General features: G+C 36.6%; 24 protein-coding genes. 13 read left to right on the forward strand and 11 right to left on the reverse strand.

Going from position 1 to position 21725, the window contains the following annotated elements; translation table 11 throughout:
* Nucleotides 1-26 precede the first annotated feature (26 nt).
* The 4 genes from VB694_RS15650 to VB694_RS15665 form a co-directional block, all read right to left on the reverse strand.
* Entirely contained in the window at nt 27-521 is a 495-nt protein-coding gene (locus tag VB694_RS15650; protein WP_323361251.1) for a hypothetical protein, read from the reverse strand.
* A gap of 322 nt (nt 522-843) precedes the next feature.
* Nucleotides 844-2913: a prolyl oligopeptidase family serine peptidase gene (locus VB694_RS15655; RefSeq protein ID WP_323361252.1), complete on the reverse strand. Its 2070-nt coding sequence runs from the start codon at nt 2911-2913 to the stop codon at nt 844-846.
* Nucleotides 2914-3626: 713 nt separating this feature from the next.
* Nucleotides 3627-3863: a heterocyst-inhibiting protein PatX gene (gene patX / locus VB694_RS15660; protein ID WP_323361253.1), complete on the reverse strand. Its 237-nt coding sequence runs from the start codon at nt 3861-3863 to the stop codon at nt 3627-3629.
* A 107-nt stretch (nt 3864-3970) separates the two neighbouring features.
* Nucleotides 3971-5713, reverse strand: a complete 1743-nt coding sequence (locus tag VB694_RS15665) for an FAD-dependent oxidoreductase (protein ID WP_323361254.1) — start codon at nt 5711-5713, stop codon at nt 3971-3973.
* Between the two features lie 121 nt (nt 5714-5834).
* On the opposite strand from VB694_RS15665, the gene VB694_RS15670 reads away from it, so the two are divergent.
* The 11 genes from VB694_RS15670 to VB694_RS15720 all read left to right on the forward strand — a co-directional run bounded on the left by VB694_RS15670 (nt 5835) and on the right by VB694_RS15720 (nt 14408).
* Nucleotides 5835-7190, forward strand: a complete 1356-nt coding sequence (locus VB694_RS15670) for a serine/threonine-protein kinase (RefSeq protein WP_323361255.1) — start codon at nt 5835-5837, stop codon at nt 7188-7190.
* A gap of 281 nt (nt 7191-7471) precedes the next feature.
* The gene (locus VB694_RS15675) at nt 7472-8002 is read left to right on the forward strand and encodes a COP23 domain-containing protein (protein WP_323361256.1); all 531 of its coding nucleotides are present in this window, start codon (nt 7472-7474) and stop codon (nt 8000-8002) included.
* 18 nt (nt 8003-8020) lie between these two features.
* Nucleotides 8021-8875 carry a DUF2887 domain-containing protein gene (locus VB694_RS15680; protein ID WP_323361257.1) on the forward strand — a complete coding sequence of 285 codons (855 nt, stop codon included), beginning with the start codon at nt 8021-8023 and terminating at the stop codon, nt 8873-8875.
* A 269-nt stretch (nt 8876-9144) separates the two neighbouring features.
* Nucleotides 9145-11976 (forward strand): tetratricopeptide repeat-containing serine protease family protein, encoded by a 2832-nt coding sequence (locus VB694_RS15685; RefSeq protein WP_323361258.1) that lies wholly within the window; start codon nt 9145-9147, stop codon nt 11974-11976.
* 191 nt (nt 11977-12167) lie between these two features.
* Nucleotides 12168-12455, forward strand: coding sequence for a BrnT family toxin (locus tag VB694_RS15690; protein ID WP_323361259.1), 288 nt, complete (start codon nt 12168-12170; stop codon nt 12453-12455).
* Nucleotides 12436-12657, forward strand: coding sequence for a hypothetical protein (locus VB694_RS15695; protein ID WP_323361260.1), 222 nt, complete (start codon nt 12436-12438; stop codon nt 12655-12657). Before VB694_RS15690 ends, VB694_RS15695 begins: the two co-directional genes overlap by 20 nt.
* Nucleotides 12658-12758: 101 nt before the next feature.
* Complete coding sequence (gene tumA, locus VB694_RS15700) at nt 12759-12989, forward strand: antitoxin TumA (protein WP_323361261.1); 231 nt, start codon at nt 12759-12761, stop codon at nt 12987-12989.
* Nucleotides 12979-13365 carry a toxin TumE gene (gene tumE / locus VB694_RS15705; protein ID WP_323361262.1) on the forward strand — a complete coding sequence of 129 codons (387 nt, stop codon included), beginning with the start codon at nt 12979-12981 and terminating at the stop codon, nt 13363-13365. The genes tumA and tumE overlap by 11 nt, the downstream gene beginning before the upstream one ends.
* 83 nt (nt 13366-13448) lie before the next feature.
* Complete coding sequence (locus tag VB694_RS15710; RefSeq protein ID WP_323361263.1) at nt 13449-13709, forward strand: type II toxin-antitoxin system HicB family antitoxin; 261 nt, start codon at nt 13449-13451, stop codon at nt 13707-13709.
* A gap of 73 nt (nt 13710-13782) precedes the next feature.
* Nucleotides 13783-13998: a hypothetical protein gene (locus tag VB694_RS15715; RefSeq protein WP_323361310.1), complete on the forward strand. Its 216-nt coding sequence runs from the start codon at nt 13783-13785 to the stop codon at nt 13996-13998.
* A gap of 2 nt (nt 13999-14000) precedes the next feature.
* Nucleotides 14001-14408 carry a type II toxin-antitoxin system VapC family toxin gene (locus VB694_RS15720; RefSeq protein ID WP_323361264.1) on the forward strand — a complete coding sequence of 136 codons (408 nt, stop codon included), beginning with the start codon at nt 14001-14003 and terminating at the stop codon, nt 14406-14408.
* Nucleotides 14409-14470: 62 nt separating this feature from the next.
* On the opposite strand, the gene VB694_RS15725 is transcribed toward VB694_RS15720, so the two are convergent.
* Together VB694_RS15725 and VB694_RS15730 are read right to left on the reverse strand one after the other, a co-directional pair.
* Complete coding sequence (locus VB694_RS15725; RefSeq protein WP_323361265.1) at nt 14471-14959, reverse strand: DUF3368 domain-containing protein; 489 nt, start codon at nt 14957-14959, stop codon at nt 14471-14473.
* Nucleotides 14960-14961: 2 nt separating this feature from the next.
* Nucleotides 14962-15219 (reverse strand): UPF0175 family protein, encoded by a 258-nt coding sequence (locus VB694_RS15730; protein WP_323361266.1) that lies wholly within the window; start codon nt 15217-15219, stop codon nt 14962-14964.
* A 137-nt stretch (nt 15220-15356) separates the two neighbouring features.
* On the opposite strand from VB694_RS15730, the gene VB694_RS15735 reads away from it, so the two are divergent.
* The gene (locus VB694_RS15735; protein WP_323361313.1) at nt 15357-15542 is read left to right on the forward strand and encodes a DUF433 domain-containing protein; all 186 of its coding nucleotides are present in this window, start codon (nt 15357-15359) and stop codon (nt 15540-15542) included.
* Between the two features lie 72 nt (nt 15543-15614).
* Here VB694_RS15735 and folE read toward each other — a convergent pair whose 3' ends face one another.
* From folE to VB694_RS15760, 5 genes are all read right to left on the reverse strand, one after another.
* Nucleotides 15615-16322, reverse strand: a complete 708-nt coding sequence (gene folE, locus VB694_RS15740; RefSeq protein WP_323361267.1) for a GTP cyclohydrolase I FolE — start codon at nt 16320-16322, stop codon at nt 15615-15617.
* An 80-nt stretch (nt 16323-16402) separates the two neighbouring features.
* Nucleotides 16403-17128, reverse strand: coding sequence for an SDR family oxidoreductase (locus VB694_RS15745; RefSeq protein ID WP_323361268.1), 726 nt, complete (start codon nt 17126-17128; stop codon nt 16403-16405).
* Nucleotides 17129-17475: 347 nt separating this feature from the next.
* Entirely contained in the window at nt 17476-18456 is a 981-nt protein-coding gene (locus VB694_RS15750; RefSeq protein ID WP_323361269.1) for an acetyl-CoA carboxylase carboxyltransferase subunit alpha, read from the reverse strand.
* 187 nt (nt 18457-18643) lie between these two features.
* On the reverse strand, nt 18644-19663 hold the full coding sequence (locus VB694_RS15755; protein ID WP_323361270.1) for a long-chain acyl-[acyl-carrier-protein] reductase: 1020 nt from the start codon (nt 19661-19663) through the stop codon (nt 18644-18646).
* Nucleotides 19664-19872: 209 nt separating this feature from the next.
* Nucleotides 19873-20574: an aldehyde oxygenase (deformylating) gene (locus tag VB694_RS15760; protein ID WP_323361271.1), complete on the reverse strand. Its 702-nt coding sequence runs from the start codon at nt 20572-20574 to the stop codon at nt 19873-19875.
* 232 nt (nt 20575-20806) lie between these two features.
* On the opposite strand from VB694_RS15760, the gene VB694_RS15765 reads away from it, so the two are divergent.
* A complete protein-coding gene (locus VB694_RS15765) occupies nt 20807-21634 on the forward strand; it encodes a carbohydrate ABC transporter permease (RefSeq protein ID WP_323361272.1) in 828 nt (275 codons plus the stop codon).
* Nucleotides 21635-21725 lie beyond the last annotated feature (91 nt).

Here is a 21725-nt window from a genome sequence, read left to right on the forward strand (position 1 = left end):
TGTTATTTTCTTTGGACAAATATGATTTAAAAAGTAGGACTATGTTCCTGATCCCAACACTTGTTTTCATTCCAGTTTCTATTGGATTTTTCACACTCGTCTTGAGTATTTATCCAAGGTATTGAGGCAGGAAAAACAGAATTAATCTTATCAGGAATTAGAGACTTGACTACAAATAGTGTAGATATAGTACCACTAAGGATAATAAAAAATAAAAATGCTAAAAATAAAATATTGCCAAAAGTCCAAACAGGATATAGGCTTTTTTCATATTGTAACCGTTGTTTTGAACGACGTTCTTCACCTGCCAATAACACCAAATAAAAACGTAGTAGGGGAATAGGAACAGATATTCTAATTTCTATAGGATGCTCATGCCACTCATATCGTTGAAACCCATTTTTTATGGCTGCAATTTGCTCTTTTGTAAAGGTAGATGCTATTTCTGGTGAAACTTGGGAAAAAAGTTCTTCAAAGACAGGATTAACATTCTGTATTTTTTTATCTGGCTCTATCTTCATAATGAAAACTCACTACCCCATATTTGTCAAACTAGTACAGCACGGCGGAAATAAACCAACCATTCCCAATCTCTGAAAAGCTTACTCTGTATTTGTTTTGACTTTTGACTTTTGCGAAGCGGTACTAGCTGTACTGTATTACTAGTAGTTTACACTTGAATGGTATTTTTAAAGAATAGTATTTTCACTGATTTGGATACAAATACAAACACATAATTGGTGAATAAATATCTCAAAGTTGATTTTTTGGTTTCAGAAATAGACGTACCACCCTAAATTGATAAAGTTAAAGTGTATAAGGTGGGAATTACCCACCCAAAAACTAAACCTCAACCCCCAAAACCCTCACCAAAAATGCCCACTTATCAGCCGCTTCTTCAATAATTTTCGCCGTTGGTTTACCTGCACCGTGTCCAGCTTTCGTTTCAATTCTAATCAACACAGGCGCATCCCCACCATGACATTCCTGCAAAGTTGCCGCAAACTTAAAACTATGGGCAGGAACTACTCTATCATCATGATCAGCAGTAGTAATTAAAGTAGCAGGATAAGCTGTCCCCGACTTTAAATTATGCAACGGGGAATAAGCATAAAGAGTTTTAAACTCCTCCACATTTTCCGAAGAACCATATTCAGCTACCCAAGCCCAACCAATAGTAAATTGATGGAAACGCAACATATCCATGACACCAACTGCGGGTAAAGCAGCAGCAAATAAATCAGGACGTTGTGTCATACAAGCTCCCACCAACAAACCACCATTACTACCACCACCAATAGCCAATTTTGCAGGTTTGGTGTAATTATTAGCAATTAACCATTCAGCCGCAGCAATAAAATCATCAAAAACATTTTGCTTTTTCTCCTTCATTCCTGCTTGATGCCATTCTTCCCCATATTCACCACCACCGCGCAAATTAGGAACAGCATAAACTCCCCCCATTTCCATCCATACCAACAAACTAACGGAAAAATTGGGAGTTAAGGAAATATTAAAACCACCATATCCATAAAGATAAATTGGGTTATTGCCATCTAGTTGAATACCTTTTTTATGAGTAATAAACATCGGTATTTGTGTACCATCTTTACTTTGATAAAATACCTGTTTTGTCTCATATTCATCAGGCTTGAAATCTACCTGGGGCTGACGAAAAATTTCACTTTTCCCCGTTTTCATATCGTAGTGGTAGATAGTTCCTGGAGTAGTAAAGCTGGTAAAACTATAAAATGTTTCTGTATCATCTCGCTTCCCACCAAAACCACCTGCTGAACCAATACCAGGTAATTCAACTTCTCTAATAAAATGACCTTTTAAGTCAAATATCTTAATTTGGCTTTGAGCATTTTGAAGATAATCAGCCACAAATTGATTATTTAAAATGCCTACACTTTCTAATGTTTCGTCGGATTGGGGAATAATTTCTAAGCAATTTTCTGAAGCTAAATTTTGAGTATCGATGGCAATAACTCTGCCCCGTGGTGCATTTAAATTTGTCCGAAAATAGAAAACCTGATCATCATTATTAATAAAGCTGTAGTTAGCTTCAAATAGATTAATTAGTTCGACAACTTCAGAATTAGGGTTAGTCAAATCTTTATAAAAAACCAAGTTTCTAGAATCAGTTCCTAGCCAAACGGAAATAATTAGATATTTGCCATCTTCTGTAACTTCACCACCAAAACCCCATTCTTTTTGATCAGGACGATGGTAAATTAATATGTCTTCTGATTGAGATGTACCAATTTTGTGATAATAAAGTTTTTGGTAATAATTAACATCCTCTAATTTTGTTTTTTCATTTGGTTGATCATAACGACTATAGAAAAAACCTTGATGGTCATGAGTCCAAGATGCACCAGAAAATTTAACCCATTGTAGATGGTCTTGTAAATCTTCACCTGTGACAATATCCCTAACTTTCCATTCTTGCCAATCTGAACCAGATATAGATAAACTGTATGCTAAAAGTTGACCATTTTCACTAATGGCAATTCCAGAAAGTGCAACTGTGCCATCTTTTGAAAGTTTGTTAGGGTCTAGTAAAACTCTAGGTTCTGCATCTAAATTGGGGAGAGTGTAAAGAACACTTTGATTTTGCAGTCCATCGTTTTTGAAATAAAAGTAACTTTTACCTTCTTTAAAAGGAGTACCATATTTTTCATAATCCCACAATTTTCTGAGACGCTGTTTAATTTTTTCCCTGGCAGGAATTTCTTTGAGGTATGCAAAAGTAACTTGATTTTGTGCATCGACCCAAGCTTTTGTTTGTTCTGCGTCCGGGTCTTCTAATGCCCGGTAAGAGTCTACAACCACAGTACCGTGATAATTATCAACTTGATTACTTTTGCTAGTAGTGGGATATTTGATGGGTGTTTGATAGTAGGACATAATTAACAGTTAACAGTTGTCAGTTAACAGTTAACAGTTGTCAGTGGGAAAAGGCAATAGGTAATTGGGAAAGAAGGAAATAAAGAAGAGGGGTATTGGCTCAATCAGTAGGCGTAGGAGAGTGTCCAAAGTGAAGCGTAGAGAGGTTAGAGAAAGTGGGCTTTCAAGATATAGAGATACAAGTCCACTTTCTGAGTAAATATTTTATTGCTTATAAGCCAGCTTAAAGCAACGCAGAAATAATCATTTCCTTCAGCGGCATCACTGCTGATTGTTCATCATGCCAACTTTGGATTTGAGATTGTGAATTAACAGTAGAGGCAGGGTCACAAATCGTATTAATCAGTTTTAATAGATATCTGAACCCACCACTACACTAATAAGCTGTTCCATGAATCTCAAACAATTACCGGATTTTTTGAGGAAATACTCAACTGTTGTTGATTTGTGAAGCTGTGTAGTGCTTTAACTGGTTGTGTCTTTGTCAGAGAATATAAATTTTGGAACGATGACTGAGTTATGTAGTGCTTTAACTGTCTATATCTCTGTCAAAGAAAGTAAATTTTGGAACGATGACTGAGTTATGTAGTGCTTTAACTGTCTATGTCTCTGTTCTAGAACTTGTGTAAAGGACGATAAACACCCAGTTATTCCGTAATTTGATGGTTTTGCTGGCAACGAATTCTCCTACAAGCGGTCTGAAGCTGGGGTTTTCAAACAAGGGAATGGATATTGCCGAAAAATTCCATTGACTCTTTACGTCCACTACCGCGATGAGGGGCTGGTTGTTCTGGTTGGTTAGGTCCTGGTTTAGAATTGTCAGCCAGTAGCTCTCCAGAACTAGAATTAGCAATCAGCAAATAGGAAATGCTAGTTAACATTGCTTCGTAGTTAAAAGCTAAGGAGCCGAAGACCAGACTCGATACTAAAAGTGAAATGGCAGCACGCATAGTAGATGTCTATTTTAGAACTCTCTACTTCACTGATACTTAGCTTTTCTCTAATGATCCGGACGATTTATAAAAAAGTATTGTATTTAACTGCAAGAAAACCAATTTTATACTTCGTCGATATGTTCGACAAGTAGCCAGTTACCAGATGAATTGGTATGACCCCAAATAACAAGCTTTTGATTTTGGCTTAGGAGTTGCAATTGCTCATCCACAGAAGATTCCAAAGTCACAATCTGCCAATTTGTCGGTGATAATTCAGTTGAGTTTGTGATAGTAAATCTGTAATCTTGTTGGTCTAGGCGATTAAAAAGGCCTATGAAACGGTCAAGATTCAAGTAATCACACTGATTAACCGATAAACCAGGACAATTACCACTGGCAGGATAAACTTCTGGATTGTTTAAATAATGAATTTGCCAGTCTAACCACTCTGGATGATTGATTGGTAAATTGAACAGGGGAACAATTGCCGTTGGACATTGCTCATCATTTAATAAAGCCGTTTGCAGCATCCTCACAGGTAAATCCCTGGGCTGACAATTTAGCTCACAACAGAGAGCAGCAGCCATACCCGCTGCTTGACCAATACCCATCACTACCGGTTGTAGTCTCGTTGCCCCATTAGCAATATGGGACACGGAAATATTTTTTTCACAAACTAGCAAACCATCTGTAGACTTAGGAATCAGAGAACGATAAGGAATAGTGAAAGGCGTTCCCGTCCAACGTCCTCCCCAGCGAATAGATTTAGGTTGCAGCGAGAACTTAACACCCGGATAATGGTGATCGTTGGCGTAGTTTCCAATAGCAACCGCATCATCAAACTTAGCTGCAACTCGACCGTCTGCAATGGGCAAAATATCTTGCTCAGAGACAGTAATGAGTCCCTCTAAGCGGCGACTTTCCCGAAAATAGGGATGAAGCGCAAAAGCTGGAGAGAGACTAGGAAAAACTCCTTGTGCTAAACCGTAGCGTTTACCAAGGTGAGTTTGAATAAAATGGGCAAAGTTTTGACTATGCCAGAAACATTCTTGGATAAACTCACGTCTTGCTATCTTTGACTCTATCAAACGCCCGATATCTTGGCCGTAGTCGTTGCCACAAATAGGCCAGTTAATCATAAACCGATTTCCTGGCAAACGTCCATAGTTTAAAAATTTTTCTGCTCCATAATCATCCCAAGCGCCTGTAAATAAAGATGGGTCATAATTAGGCGCTCTTAGAATTTCTGGGGCGACATTTTCCCCAAAATCTTCCATTGTCACGACCCAAGTCGGCGCTTGTACAGGGTATTGTTCGGTAAGGGAGTTAAAACTTTCTGGTGCGCTAGGTTCTCCCCACTCTGACTTTAGTTCCCAGCCCCAACGATAAGGTACTTCCCCTAAAGCCAATAAATCGCCTAATTCTGTACCATCAAGAATAACTTTGGCGTTGACTGTGAAATCTGCAAAGCGTACACCTGTAATACAGTCGGACTGACGCAATACTTCTAAAGGTACTTTTCCTGATATCCATTGTAAGTTAGGTAATTCCTTTACCCAGTCTGCAAAAATTTCTGCACCTATACGCGGATCATAACTGAAAAAGCTCACCCAACTATTATCTAGTCCTCCTGGTTGTCGTTGGCGTAATTCTTGGATAAATGCTCCCCATAAGCCTGTTTGAAAAGATTGTAATTCATTGCCATCGGGTGCAGATACGCCAGCAGATGTTAACATTCCACCTAACCAGGGAAATTCGCTAACGAGGATAGTTTTAGCGCCTCTGCGTGCTGCTTGGATAGCGGCCGCAGTTCCACCGGTTCCTCCTCCGACGACTAAGACATCAGTTGTATAAATTTCATTCATATCATTCAATATTAAGTAAAAGGCAATTTATAATACAACAAAATTGAGAATCTTCTCAAAATTGTAGGTTGGGTTAAGCAACAGCGCAACCTAAAAACTCATAAAAACTTTAACAATAAATATGAATAACATTTTACCCATTGGTGCTATTCTCCGAGATCGTTATCAAATCATAGATATTTTATCTACTAAAACCGGATTTGGTATTACCTATAAAGTCAAAGATCGAAATCATCCCAACCAAAGAATTTTAGTTATCAAACAACTGAAAAAACCGACACCTGTAAGTTTAAAAATTGAGCATTTACCCCTAGCAGAACAACAAGAGAAAATAAATCAAGTTTGGTCTAACTATTTACGACTTTTTAGAAAAGAAACCCAAGCATTAGCAAACCTGGGGGAAACATATAATCAAATTCCTGCCATTCATGAACGGTTTACAGAATTAGGAGAAGAATTTTATGTCCAGGAATATATAGAAGGACATTCTTTAAGTGCAGAAATTCAACAGGGTAAGAAATTATCAGAAGATAAAGTTAAATCTTTGTTGACGGAAATTCTAGAAATTGTTGAATATATCCAAGACATCAAAAACAACAAAGATTATGCAGTCATTCATCGAGATATCAAACCAGAAAACATTATTCGCAGAAGGGAAGATCATAAATTAGTTATTATTGATTTTGGTTTAGTCAAAGAAATAACATTTGTAGGGATAAAACTTGCATCAATTTTAGGAGGGACACCGGGATATATTGCACCCGAAATGTTATTAGGATTCGTATCTTTTGCGAGTGATATTTATTCCATCGGAATGATTGGAGTTTTTGCAATCACAGGAGAAGATCCTTCTTTTACACCTAACTTAGCTAAAAATTGGCAAACAACAGTAAATGTTAGTGCTGAATTTGCTGATTTTTTAAATAAGATGATTTGTGAAGATTATAAAAATCGGTTTCAAAATGCAACTGAAGCATTAACAGCATTAACTGTAAATAAAACACTACCAAAACCACCCACACCACCAAAACCCCCTATTCCCTGGCAATTAATTATTAGTGGAATTTCAGGAATTATCGTAATTATTGGTGTAGTCATAGCTATAACGACTATATTCACAAAATCTGATGAGCAATTAATAGCTGATGGTAGAGAAAAATTAGGTCAATTGACATCCTCTGATCAAAAAGAATTAGTCAGTGGTAAACCTTTTGATGTCTATAATTTTAAAAGTGACAAAAGACAATATTTAACAGTGGAAGTAGTTAGTAAAGATTTTCGTCCTATTTTCACAATTCGTAAATTAAAAGATGAGAGTTTTATGAAAGTGGAAGATGTAGCAATTCAAGATGATAATTTTACAGCTTCTATTATGGTAGAAAAGGGTGAGTATGAATTGAAAATTAAACCAGAAAATGAGGGGTTAGGAGATTATGTAATTAAAGCTTGGGTGACAGATATAGCAAGTGATAGGTGACAGATATCTCGTTATCTCGTTCCCAGTCTCTGACTGGGAATGCTTTAATAGAGTCTCCGACTCGACTAACACGGAAGTCAGAGTTTATGACTCTACAAAAACGGAAGTCAGAATCTCAGACTTTACAAAAACGGAAGTCAGAGACTTCCATTATTCATTCCCAGTCAGAGACTGGGAACGAGGTTATTAATTCAACAATTATTTACAAAAAAATTATACAATAGCAACAGTAAATTATACTATACTACAAGTAATGTTTGAATAACCCCAAATTTACCATTATGAAAAGTTATCGGTGGTTGTTATTTATCAGTTTGTTTATTGTCAATCTCATATTAACAGGATGCGAAGAACCTAAAAAAGTCGTTTTCTCCTGTGAAACAGACAAGAACGGAGAACACACCACTAAAGTTAAATATCAAAACCAAACAAGAGATTTAATAGTGTGGAAACGCACCGACTTTATCAAAGCTGGTTTTCCTCCACAACGGAGATGTGAAGAAGTCACACCCCGGTTACAAACTGCTTATGATAACGGAACTTTGAAAACTTTAACCTGGGGTTATACGGAAGCAGAAAATAATCCTAATCAAAGATTTAAGTCTTTATGTACCACCACAGGAAAAGAATGTCATACTTTGATTTTAACATTATTAGAATCAGATGATCCTGACTACAAATTAAAAAAATTTACTGCGGTATTAAATGGTGATGCTTCAGAAGCAGATGAACAAGATTCCTGTGCAGTACCACAACAAACAGGTGCTAATTTAACTTGTACTGTGGATATTTTCAAGGTGTTTAATAAATAAGGATAAATAAAATTTACCATGCGTCGAGACACCCTTTTCTATCAGCTATTTAAACAATTTCCCGGTTTAATCTTTGAACTGGTAGATCAAAAACCTCCAGAAGCAGCAGACTATCAATTTGATTCCATAGAAGTCAAAGAAACAGCATTTAGAATTGATGGAGTATTTTTACCTCCTGATCATGCTAATCCCAAAATAGCATTTTTTGCTGAAGTTCAATTTCAAGAAGATAAAGATTTGTATCATCGGTTCTTCACTGAGATACTCACATTTCTCTATCGTCATAAAGTTAGGTATGACAACTGGTTTGGAGTCATAATTTTTCCATCACGTAATTTAGAACCATCTAATTACCTTATTCATGATGTATTGGTAGATAGTTACAAAGTCAAGAGAATATATCTTGATGAATTAGGAGATTTAGAAAACCAATCTTTAGGAATAGGGTTAATGTTACTAACCAATACTCCTGAAAATAAAGCCAGAGAAGCGGCTAAAACTTTACTAAAAAAAGCCCAAAATACGGAGGTAGACAACCTAGAAAAACAAGCGATAATAGATTTAGTTACGAAAATAATGACTTACAAATTCAACAAATTAACTAGAGAGGAAGTAGAACTCATGTTATTAGGACCAATTACAGAAGAACCTAGAGCAATTAGAGACTGGAAAGAACTAGGAGCAAAAACAGAAGCGGTATCTCTAGTTATACGACTATTAAACCGCCGCTTTGGTAAAGTTCCTGATGTTTTATTACCCAAGATTGAACAGTTGTCTATAGAAAAGGTAGAAACATTAGCTGAAGATTTGTTAGATTTTTCTGTGTTGACAGATTTAGAAAATTGGTTAGAACAAAATCAAGCTAATCAATAAAAATTGCAAAAATTGTAGGTTGGGTTAAGCGATACTGCAACCCAACAAAAATTATTCAGTGTATCCAGTTTAATTCATTTTAGCCAGTCAGCCAGGGAATAAATTCCCTGTCTCAAAGCTAAAGTCGGTTGAAACCGACTACATGGAAGAATTTTTTAGTCCGTTTTAACGGACTTCCGCTATTAGACGGGGAATTTATTCCCCGACGGGTTATGAAACAAACCGAAAATTAACCAATTACCAAATAAATATTACCAGGCGTACCATCTATGAAATTACACAAATTATCCCATTTATTATTATTATTCCTCCTCCTATTTCCCGCTTCTCCGATTATTATCACTGGTTGTAGTTCTTCCCTATTCGCACGCAAACCAGGGACATTATCAGAATCAGAATTAAAGAATGTCTTAAAAGAAATTACTGTAAAAGTCATAGTTGATGATAAAGAAGCAGCTTCAGGAACAATTATTAAAAAACAAAACGGATTTTATACAGTTCTCACTAATTATCATGTGATAGAAAATGCTAAATCTGTGAAAATTGTCACTCCTGATAATCAAGTTTATCCCGTTGAATTTTCTAAGGTAGATAGACAAGATAATAAAAAAGATGATTTATATGATTTAGCTAAATTGACTTTTAGCAGTGAAACAACTTATTTAGTTGCTGGTTTAGGGGAAGAGAATATTAAACCAGGAGAAAAGGTATTTGCTGGAGGATATGTTAAAGGTAATTTGCAAACTACCAAAGGTACAGCGAAATTATTTTTAAATCAGCCGTTAATTAAAGGACAGCAAATAGCTTATGATAATGATATTCAACAGGGGATGAGTGGAGGAGCAATTATTAATGAAAAAGGTTATTTGGTGGGGATAAATAGTAAAATTGCTCACCCGGTTTTACAAACAGATTTTCGCTATTTACAAGGTGAACAACCTGATGAGAAAACTTTAAAGGAATGGGGTAATTATAGTTGGGGTATTGCGATTAATTTAGTAGATGAAGCTGCACCTGATTTAGCTTTGTTTCCTGAGAGGGTAATTAGGAAAGTTGGGGGTATTCCGGCTAAGGTTTTAGATATTGCTAAACAGTCTTCGGTGCAGATTAAACAGGCTAATGGTGGTATTGGTAGCGGGGTAATTATTGCTAAGGATAATGATATTTATTATGTGTTAACTGCTGCTCATGTGGTGGAAAATAAACAGGAGTATCAAGTTGTTGCACCTGATAAACAAGTATATAAGGTGGATAATCAGACTATTCGCACTAGAAAGGGACTTGATATGGCTGTTTTACAGTTTCGTAGTTCTCAGGTTTATCAAGTTGCTACTTTGGGGGATTATGCGTTAAAGGAACAATATGTTTTTCTTTATGGTTGGAAGGGAGAAGAATTAAATCATCCTTCTTTGTTTAGTGTGGGAGCGATATTTAGTACATTAGATTCAGGAACTTTAAGTACAAGAAAACTTTACAAAAGAGGATATGATTTAGTATATACAAATGAAGGCTATTCAGGGATGAGTGGAGGAGGTATTTGGGATACAGAAGGTCGGTTAATCGGTATTCATAATTATGCAGAAACAGATATTGTAGGATATAGTTTAGGTTTATCTGTTCAGACTTTTTTATTTTTACAGAAAGAGACTTTATGGAATTTGCCTGAAGCTAAACTAAATATTGCTAAAAATGAACCTTCTACAGAGAATGTAAGTTCTATAAAGATTTCTCTACCTTCTGCGCCTAATGAAACTGACAAAGGTATTCGTTGGTTAGAATATGGTATTAAACTATGGAGAATTCAAGAATATAGTAAAGCAATTGAGGCGATGGAAGAAGCTATTAAGCTAGATCAAAATCTATGGCAAGTATACTATAATATTTCTTTCATTTTGGTATCTCAGGGCAAATATGAATTAGCTTTATCTACTATTGATATGGCTATTAATAAACAAACTAAAGAAATTCATCGTTCTTATTTATTAAAGAGTATAATCTTAGGACAGTTTCAAAAACATGAAAATGCTTTAGAAGCTATAAATTTAGGAATTAAAGCCGCAGAAGAATCACAAAAACAAGAACCTTTATTGTATTTAGTAAGTGGATATTTATTAGAGAAGTCTAAACAATATAATGAAGCTATTGAAAATTATAATAAAGCACTTGAACTTGATCCTAGAACCTCAGAAGTTTATCTACTAAGGGGAGGTATTTATGAAGAACAAAAACGACTAGATTTAGCAATCACTGACTATACTCAAGCTATTAATATTAATCCCAATTTTGCAGGGGCTTACAATAATCGTGGTAATATATATAGAGAACAAGGAAAGAAAGAATTAGCAATCGCTGATTATACTCAAGCTATTAATATTAATCCCAAATTTCCAGGAGTGTACAGTAATCGCGCTCAGATATATGGTGAACAAGGAAAAAAAGAATTAGCAATTGCTGATTATACTCAAGCTATTAATTTAAATAACACAGATGTAACATCATACAATAATCGTGGTAATATATATCGTGAAACAGGAAAAATTAATCTAGCGATTAGCGACTTCAATCAAGCCATTAAAATTAGTCCTAAATCCTCCTTCCTTTGGTACAATAGGGGGATATCTTATTTTGAAAAAAAAGATTATAGTCGTGCATTTATTGATTTTAATAAAGCTATTGAAATTAACCCTAAGTTTGCAGAATCTTACTATTATCGAGGAGTTATATTAAGTCTATTATCATCAGGAGAGGAACATTGGGAGGAATACGCTTATTTGGCGATTAGTGACTGTACAAGAGCAATTAGTATTAATCCTCTCGATGCAGGAAGTTATTATCTTAGAGGAATTATGTATGGTGTTGTATCAGAAAGGATTCTACAATCTAAAAAACAGCAAGAAACTAAAGATTTAGAAAGAGTTAAACAATTAAAAAAATCAGTAATTGAAGATTTAGAAACTGCTAAAAAAATCTTTCAACAAGAAGGTAATGTTCAAAACTATCAAACAGTAGAGAGATTACTGAAGAATATAAATGAATTTAAGGGTGAAAAATTACTTATGATATATGGATCTTTATTAATTCCATTATATTCTCATCCCTGAATTTACCTTGTATTCTCCACCAATGGGTTAAACTAATCAAAAACAACCAAACTAACACCACAATGACTAGCTGCTTCTGCTAACCGAGAATCAAGAGTTGCTAATGATGTATAAATCTCCATAGCAGTTAACAGATAACGCTTCAACATCAAGTATAATTTTAATGATAAAAACTTGAATGATAGGTTTATATGAGGGTAGAATTTGAATGGGATGAAAATAAAGCGCAAATAAACATCAACAAACATGGAATTAGTTTTGAGGAAGCAAAAACAGTATTTGATGATCCATTTGCCTTGATATTTGATGACTTGGCTCATTCCTTCGGTGAAAAAAGAGAGATTATTATTGGTTATTCAAATCAAAATCACTTACTTTTAGTTTGTTTTACCGAAAGAAAAAGTAATTTAATCCGTATTTTTAGCTGTCGTTTACCTACTAAAAAAGAGAGACAAGACTATGAACAAAACACCAATTAATCAGCAAGATGATTTTGAATCAGATGATTTATTACCAGAGTATAATTTCGATTATACAAAAGCTCGTCCTAATCGTTTTGCTACTACCTCAGAAAAGAGAATTACCGTAATTCTTGATCCTGATGTTGCTCAAGTTTTTCAAACATCAGAAGCAGTAAATCGTGCTTTACGTTATTTATTATCTGCTATTCCTGAAAAATAAAGGAATTAAATTATTGAAAATATTTGATATTCTGTAAGGGTTTGGCAATGCTAAATCCTTATTTTTATGTTATATTAGTTTAATATTAAACTTAAAAAACCATGCGTAAACAAACTATTGAATATACATCACCACTAGATGCCTTAGTTGCCGTTACCAAACGACTAAGTATGTATGAAAATCAACAAAAGATGGATTCTGAAGAATTTTTCCATCAATATAATCAAGGTAAATTATCAGATGATACCCTATTTATAGAATGGGCAAATGATTACCGTAATTATCTGGGTTTGCGTCAGGAATTAGAACAAAGATTGAACTATGCTGCCTAATATTCTATCTGATTACCTCAATCAAATCGAGCAGTCAGTTCTTCTGTACAGTAATGTTTATGTTGAACGCTACGAAGAAGAAATTTTAACTCCAAATCGAGCTAATTTAAGAATTAGATTGCGTTTTAACCAGACACATTTACTAGAAATAAATGAAGCTATTGTAGTCACAGATAATCAATTACAATTTCTTGATTATCGTTACCATTTTCAGGACGGAAATAATCAGCTTGTTTTTCGCTATGATAGTACACCGCATTTTCCTAATTTACCTAATTTTCCCCATCATAAACATTTACCTGATGATGTAATTGCTTCTGATAAACCTGATATTACTCAAGTTTTGCAAGAAGCAAATGAGATAATATTAATTTAATGTTCCTTTGTCAAGGAGAATTGAGGGTTTAGCAATAATAAACCCCTACATTTAATGTTAAAATAAACCTAAATGTAACCCTCATGAAAACTATGAAAAGTCGCAGTTTCACAGTCATAATCTACAAAGAAGATGATATGTATATTGCTGAATGTCCAGAAGTTGGTACAGTAGATCAAGGAGAAACAATAGAACAAGCAATAACAGGTTTAAAAGAAGCAACTCAACTTTATTTAGAAGAATTTACTTTTATTCCCATCAAAAAACCTAAGTATCATTTTTCTACATTTAAACTGGATATCAAAGCAGAATATTTAAACAGAGAAAAGATTTATGAACAATGATTTATTACCAGAGTATAATTTTGATTATACTAAATCTAGTCCTAATCGTTTTACCACTACCTCAGAAAAATCTATGTTACAAACTATTCCAGGAATCTATAAAAACGGCAAAATAGAACTTTCACAAACACCCCAGGGAATTACAGAAAGCAGTGTTTTTGTGACATTCTTACCCACCAAACCCACCACTTGGCCAGAAATAATTATTAACCATCAAGGTATAGCAGATAATATCATCTTTGAATCTTATCGAGATGAATTATTACCACCTCAAGAAATACAATTCTAATTATGGGTTATCTACTAGATACTTGCGTAGTAAGTGATTTTGTTAAAGGAGAACAAAATACATTAAAAAAAATAAAATCAATTTATCCTACTGATATTTTTATTTCATCTTTAACCGTGATGGAAGTAAAATATGGATTAGCAATTAATCCTCAAAAAGCCATTAAAATTCAGCCTTTAATTGAATCATTTTTAACTTCAATTACAGTTTTACCTTTTAACTCACAAGAAGCAGAAAAAGCGGCGGAGATTAGAGGTATTCTAAAAATTGCAGGTTCTCCTATTGGTGCTTATGATGTACTCATTGCAGCAACCGCATTAACCCATAATCACATTATTGTTACATCCAACGTTCGAGAATTTCAAAGAGTTCCTAATTTACAAATAGAAAATTGGCGGGTTTGTGAATAAATTTCTCTAAAACGTAATTAAACTGTAGGGGTTTAGCATTCCTAAACCCCTACTTTATTATTTCATAATTTATTCATTAACCTGTTCTTTAAGAACCTGAATAAATCATTAGATAACCATAAACCAGCTTTTTGTAATACTTGAATAGGTTCATCAATAGAAGTTATTAACCCCTGTTTCTTCGCTAAAACTAATATTCCCAAAGTTCCCATAAATGGAATATTTAAACTTTTCGCTACTTTTCTAGCAGCAGCATCATCAATAACTGCACGATAACCAATATTTTCTAAAGCAAATGTCAAAACTTCAGATTCTCCCAAATCTATACCCCAAGGTACAATTAAAGCAGAAATTTCCGAAATAGTAACTTGTTTTGCCCAATTAGCATTAGGTAATTCTTGAGATGCTATATCTATTTTACCAGCTTTGACAATTTCACCCCATACACCACTAGGAACAATAATTTCTGTAAATAGCTGTGGTAGTAAGTAGGTAAGCTGGCTTTTAAATAGCACAATTAACGGTGATGTATTAATAACTATTTTATTCATATCTATTCATCTAAAGAAGCAATTTCTTCAGCTAATTCTTCCGCAGTATATTGAAATGGAGAAACTTTATAACGGATGAGAAGATCCATAAATTCAATTCTATTTAAACCTGCTATTTCTGCCGCTTTACCTTGAGATATTTCTCCCAATTCATACCATTTTACAGCAGCAGCTATTTTCATTTCTCTAGCTAATTCATCCTGGGATTTTCCTAATGTGTGAAAAATACTTTCTGGCAGTTCTATAGATATGCTTGTCATGGTTAGATAGTTGAAGTTAATAATATAATTATATTATAATTACAATTGATTTGCAAGATAAATAATACAAACCAACGTTACTATACCAAACCCAAAATATGCTAAAATATCTTTTATTATCACCTTTAATTAAATCAATGAATCAACTATTAACTAGAATCACACAAATACCTGGTCAATGTGGAGGTCGTCCTTGCATTCGGGGAATGAGAATTAGAGTTAGCGATATTTTAGAAATGTTAGCAGAAAATGTCAGTGTAAATGAAATTTTAGAAGACTTTCCCGATTTAGAAATAGAGGATATTCAAGCCTGTTTGATATAAAAATACCTAAACCAATCGCTCACCCCCTGCTGTATTTTGAGGATGAGCGATAGTTCTAAAAAATCCTAATTCCTAAAAGAATGATGCTTGATGACGAATCAAATTCAAGAATTCTTCCCGGGTTTTTTGCTCATCTTGGAACACACCCACCATAGAACTTGTCACAGTCCAAGAACCAGGTTTTTGTACACCGCGCATCACCATACACATATGGCTGGCTTCCATGACCACAGCCACACCTTTAGGTTCGAGAATGGTCTGCACTGCTTCAGCAATTTGTCGAGTTAGTCTTTCTTGAACTTGCAAGCGACGAGAATACATTTCTACAAGCCGCGCTAACTTACTTAAACCGACAACTTTTTGATTAGGGATATAAGCAACGTGCGCTCTACCCATAAATGGCAGCATATGATGTTCACAGAGACTAAAGAAATTAATATCTCGAACTAGCACCATTTCTTCATGGCCTTCATCAAAGATAGCTCCATTCACTAGTTCTTCTAGAGATTGGTTGTAGCCACCTGTAAGAAACATCATAGCTTCAGCTACGCGCTTGGGTGTTTTGAGTAGTCCTTCCCGTTCTGGATCTTCTCCAACACCGATGAGCATTGTCCGCACGGCTTCCATCATTTGCTCCATATTTTCCTCTGAGGGTGGACGCAAATTGGGTTGCTTGCCATCATGAGTATTGCGATCAGGTCTGGTACTGATGGCTTGTGATAAGTCAGGAATCAGCGGAGATTGTGAACGATTGGAACCGTTAGAACCAGCTATAGTCATGGTATAAGTCTTGGTAATTTGTAATTTGTAATTTGTAATTAATCATTGGTCATGAAAAAAATAAATGACTCAATTACTAATTAGAGAATGCCGGCGTTAGACATCAGGATCAATTCTTCAATGACTGCTTGTTGCGGTAACAAGACAGTGTGCAGAATTGTCTGAGCTACTATTTCTGGAGTTAACATTTTGTCACGGTCGAAGTTAACATGAACTGTTTCCGTGTCCCAAATTTCAGTATTAACAGCACCTGGACAAATTGCAGTTACACGAATGCCGTGGTTTCGTTCCTCTTGTGCCAGGGTTTGAGAAAGGGCTAGTAAACCAGCTTTACTCACACAGTATGCTCCCCAACCGGCAAAAGCTTGTTTGGCAGCAATGGAGGCAATGTTGACAATTGTGCCAGTACCTCGCTGTCTCATTCCTGGCAAAATTCCCATCATGCACACAAAGACGCTGGTGAGGTTTAGGTTAATTACTTGTTGCCAATCTTCTAGGGGAGTTTCGCTTAAGTTGCCTGTATATCCCATACCAGCATTGTTAACCAGAATATCTATGTCGCCAAATTCATCAGCGATCGCCTCTATTTTGGTTTGTACTTCGGACACACAACTGAGATCCATAGTGAAGGCTTGTGCTTCCACTCCTATTTCTTTCGCTGCTGCTGCTACCTCATCCAATTTGCCCCCAGAACGGCTGATTAAGGCAACATCTATTCCCGCTTTTGCAAAGGCTAAAGCCGTTGCTTTCCCAATTCCACTGCTTGCACCAGTAATTAAGGCGCGTCGTTTCTGCTCAAAACTCATGTTATCTCCAAATTTTTTGGCCGTGATTTAACTCACCAGCCACCCATAAATTAAATAATTCTAAAAATCAATTGATTTTTTGCTGACTAGTGCTAGATTGCCTTGTCAATATGGGTATATTGCCTATCATTAGCCTTACCAGTCAGATCAAAAAGTATCGACCTGCTTTATCAGGTTCTAAACTCAAGGCTGATTATTGAATACTATGCAAATTCACCAATCAGATTGGTTTTGTTTGCTTAAAACAGAACACAAATACCTATAGCCGCTCAGATTGTTAAGAATCTTTAAGCTGCTATAGGCAATTATAGCACTGTTGATGTGCTAATCAGTTATAGTTATTATTTTTAGTGAGCAAGTTCAGTAAAGACACCAATTTTGCGGAATTTTTCATAGCGAAGTTGGCGGCGTTCAGTGGGAGTTAAGCGATTGAGTTCATCCAAGTTATCTAACAGGGCTTGTTTGAGATTAGTTGCAGCTGTCAATGGGTCAGAATGAGCGCCACCGATGGGTTCAGGTAATATTTGGTCAATAATGCCCAAATTTTTGAGGTCGTGGGAAATAATTTTCAAGGCTACGGCTGCTTGGGGGGCTTTAGCAGCATCTTTCCACAAAATAGCTGCACAGGCTTCTGGGGTAGCAACGGTGTAAACGGAGTGTTCAAACATCAGCAAGCGATCGCCTACTCCAATACCCAAAGCACCACCAGAACCACCTTCACCAATAACTGTACAGAGAATTGGCACATCAAAGCAAAACATTTGCCGTAAATTATAGGCGATCGCTTCTCCTTGTCCTTGATGTTCCGCTTCTATTCCTGCCCAAGCACCAGGAGTATCAATAAAAGTGACAATGGGCATACTAAACTTATTGGCGTGTTCCATTAACCGCAGGGCTTTCCGGTAGCCTCCAGGTGCAGCCATGCCAAAATTCCGGGCGACGTTATCTTTGGTATCCCGGCCTTTTTGATGACCCAACATGACCACAGGTTGTCCACCCAAACGACCGACACCACCAACTAAAGCCGGATCATCTCCTCCACAGCGATCGCCATGTAACTCCATCCATTCATCACTAATTGCCTGAATGTAATCTAAGGTACTAGGACGGCGCGGATGTCTTGCTACTTGCAGTCTTTGAGAGGGTGTCAGACTGCTGAAAATTTCCTCACGCAGCTGTGTAGCCCTTGTTTCCAGTTGGCGAATTTGACCAGAAACATCTACACCATTTTCATCTGCAAGTTGCCGAATTTGGTCAATCCGGGTAGCCAGTTCTGCTAGTGGCTTTTCAAAATCCAACAGTAGCGGTTTGCGTTCAGTAATTGCCATAGTTAGGGAATAGGGAATAGGGAATAGGGAATAGGGAGGCAGGGGGAGGTGGGGAGGTGGGGAGGTGGGGAGGTGGGGAGGTGGGGAGATGGGGAGATACTGGGAAAAATCTTTACCTGTTCCCTGTTCCCTGTTCCCTGTTCCCTTCTTTCCCAGTCACCAATCCCCAATCCCCAATCCCCAGTCCCTAAACTAATAATGGTCTAAAACCATGTTTAATGGAAACTTGACCAATATGCTCCATTTTGTCTACGGTAATCTGATTGCGTCCCCAAGAAAAGTTTGTGTATAACTTCTCAAATTCCAGCAGCATTGATTCGGCAAAACAAGCAAATAATTGGCGGCCTGGAACTTCCATATTGACAATTTTCATGATTTTCCAGTCAATATCCAGGGAATGCTCAACAATTCCACCGTTTAACACATACACTCCCGGATGCTGAATTTTTGTCCCTAAGTTTTTAGGATAGCCGCCATCAATCAATAAACAGGGCTGCTTCAATACTGTGGGATCTATTTCTACACCTTTAGGCATACTCGCCACCCAAACTACAATATCTGCTTGGGGTAGTGCTTCCTGTAGTCCCATAATTTTACCCCGTCCCAGTTCAGCTTGTAGTTCTTGAAGACGTTCTTGATTACGAGCTATCAGCAGTAGCTCTTGGACATCTGTTTTTTTATCCAGCCAACGTGTAACTGCACTACCAATATCTCCTGTTGCACCACACACTGCTACAGTTGCTTTTGATAGTTCTATCCCCAGTTGTTTGGAAGCTTCTTCCACCTGGCGACAGATAATGTAAGCAGTATGAGTATTACCTGTGGTGAAGCGTTCAAAATCTAATGTGACGTTACGGACTTGGCTAAACTGCTCTAAATTAAAGTTCTCAAAAATAATTGAGGAAAACCCACCTAAAGCTGTAATATCAATGCCATGCTTTTGAGCATGAGCCATAGCGTTGAGGATTTTGCGTGTAGCCGCCTTAATGCGCCGATTTGCCAGCATTTCCGGCAAAAAGCAAGATTCTACATACCGCCCTTCAATTTTTTGGCCTGTAATACTGGTGACGGTAATGTGGTCAACAATTTGTGGTGGTGCGCTACACCAAAAATCTAGCCCTTGGTCGGCATATTCTGGGTATCCCAATTCTTGAGCTACGGATTGAGCGTGTTCTAAACTAGTCAGATGTCCAATTAGACCAAACATTAGTGATATATTAGGCGTGTGCTATGAAAAGCGTGGAATTAATCAACAGGAAATAATACCTAACTCTTAAAAATACTATATAAAGGGTGTAAAGATTTCGTAATTTCTGAAAGGAGGCAGGAGTTCAGGAGTTCAGGAGTTCAGGAAGTAAATATTTCTCCCCATCTCCCCATCTCCCTATCTCCCCATCTCCCCATCTCCCCTGCGCTCTAGACGGTGGTTGCCAGTCCGTAGGCAGAAAGACGCATGATGTCACGAGTTGTGAAGCCAATGTTACTTAATGCTTCACCGTATTGAATCATAAAGTCTTCTACCAAAGCTTCTTTTTCCATTGCCAAGACCTTGGCATCATCTGCTACTTGATTGAGCATTTGCCAGACAATAGGAAGGTTTTGGCGATTTGCTGCTTCTAGTTCGGCTTTAGATTCTGTAAAGTGTTCTTGCAGCCAGACTTCACCAAAGTTGAGATGACTATACTCTTCTTTGACTACGCCTTCAGTAATTTTACGAGCAAAATCATCAGCTACGGGAATGTAGATGTTATATGCAGCGATCGCAAAACATTCGATAATCAAAGATTGAATCAGAAGACAAGTAACAACTTTACCTTCTTTGGCTGCGGTTTGGAAATTTTGGTGTAGTCCAGAGAAAAACTTCTTGGCAAATTCCAAATCTGGAGTCACTTTTAAATTCCGTCCACAAGCTTCAAATCCTTTTTTGTGGCGGCTTTCCATTTTTGAGAGCCGAATCAATTCATCCTTGCTTTCTGGTAACAGTTCAGCCAATGTAATGTAATTGTCATGGGCTTCTTGTTCTCCTTCAATCACAATGGCATTAATCCGGCTATAGGCATCTTTGTATGTTTCGCTCTGGAAATCAATTTTTTCAATTTGCTCAACAAGCTGCTGCATGGTATGTTTACTCCGTAACCCTGAATTATTTGATACTGAAATTTAAATTACCCGTTAATTTAGGGTAATAATGATTGTTGTTTAATTTAACTTAACAAGAAATTATGGTAATTAGATTAGTTTTTACCAAGTAACGCCCCACTCTGGATGTAAATTACACCCTACCAGTGATCTAAACCCATCAGTTCTTATTCCTGCTCCCTGCTTTCTATAGTCATACTCAGAAAAACCCATGCCCAAACTAAACTGGAATTTGAAAAACGCGAATTTTTGGAGTCTGGTACTGTTATTGCTAGGAGCATTCATAGTTTTACTGCCTTTAATCATAGTCTTTCTCACCTCTTTTGCTCCTGCGGGGACAACTCCAGGAGTTATGGGACAAAATAACTGGACTTTAGCCAATTACCGCGAAGCTTGGGAACGAGGAAAGTTTTTACTGGCTTTTGCTAATTCTACCTTAGTAGCGATCGCAGTTACGGCTTTTCAAATTATCACATCTGCTTTAGCCGGTTACGCTCTCGCCAGGCTGAAATTTCGGGGTAGACAAGCAATACTGCTAGTTGTCTTAGCAACTTTAGTCATTCCCTTTCAGTTATTGGTAATTCCCATCTTTTTGGTGTTGAAGTGGGGACACCTGATAAATACTTACTGGGCGCTGATTTTACCAACTGCGGTTAATGGCTTTGGTATTTTTTTGTTACGTCAATATTTCCAGACAATTCCCGTAGAATTAGAGGAAGCCGCCGCTATTGATGGCGCAAACCGACTACAAATTTTATGGCAGATAATGTTGCCTTTAGCACGTCCGGCTTTAGTAACGTTGTTTTTGTTCACCTTCATCGGTGAATGGAATGATTTATTTAAACCATTGGTATTTACCACTAGACCAGAGTTAAGAACTGTACAGTTAGCATTGGCAGAGTTTCAAGAACAGTTTACCAATAATTGGCCGTTGATGATGGCAGCGGTGACAATTACCACTGTACCTGTGATGGTGTTGTTTCTAATTGGTCAAAAGCAGTTTATTCGCGGTATTGCTACGACGGGAATTAAGAATTAGTCAGAATCAGGATATCCAGGATTTTAGGATGTACAGGATGTATGTTTCTGTTTTTTTTCATGTCAAGACTTGACAAGACGTAAAAACTAAA

The organism is Anabaena sp. UHCC 0451 (genome assembly GCF_034931405.1).
Taxonomy (GTDB): Bacteria; Cyanobacteriota; Cyanobacteriia; order Cyanobacteriales; family Nostocaceae; genus RDYJ01.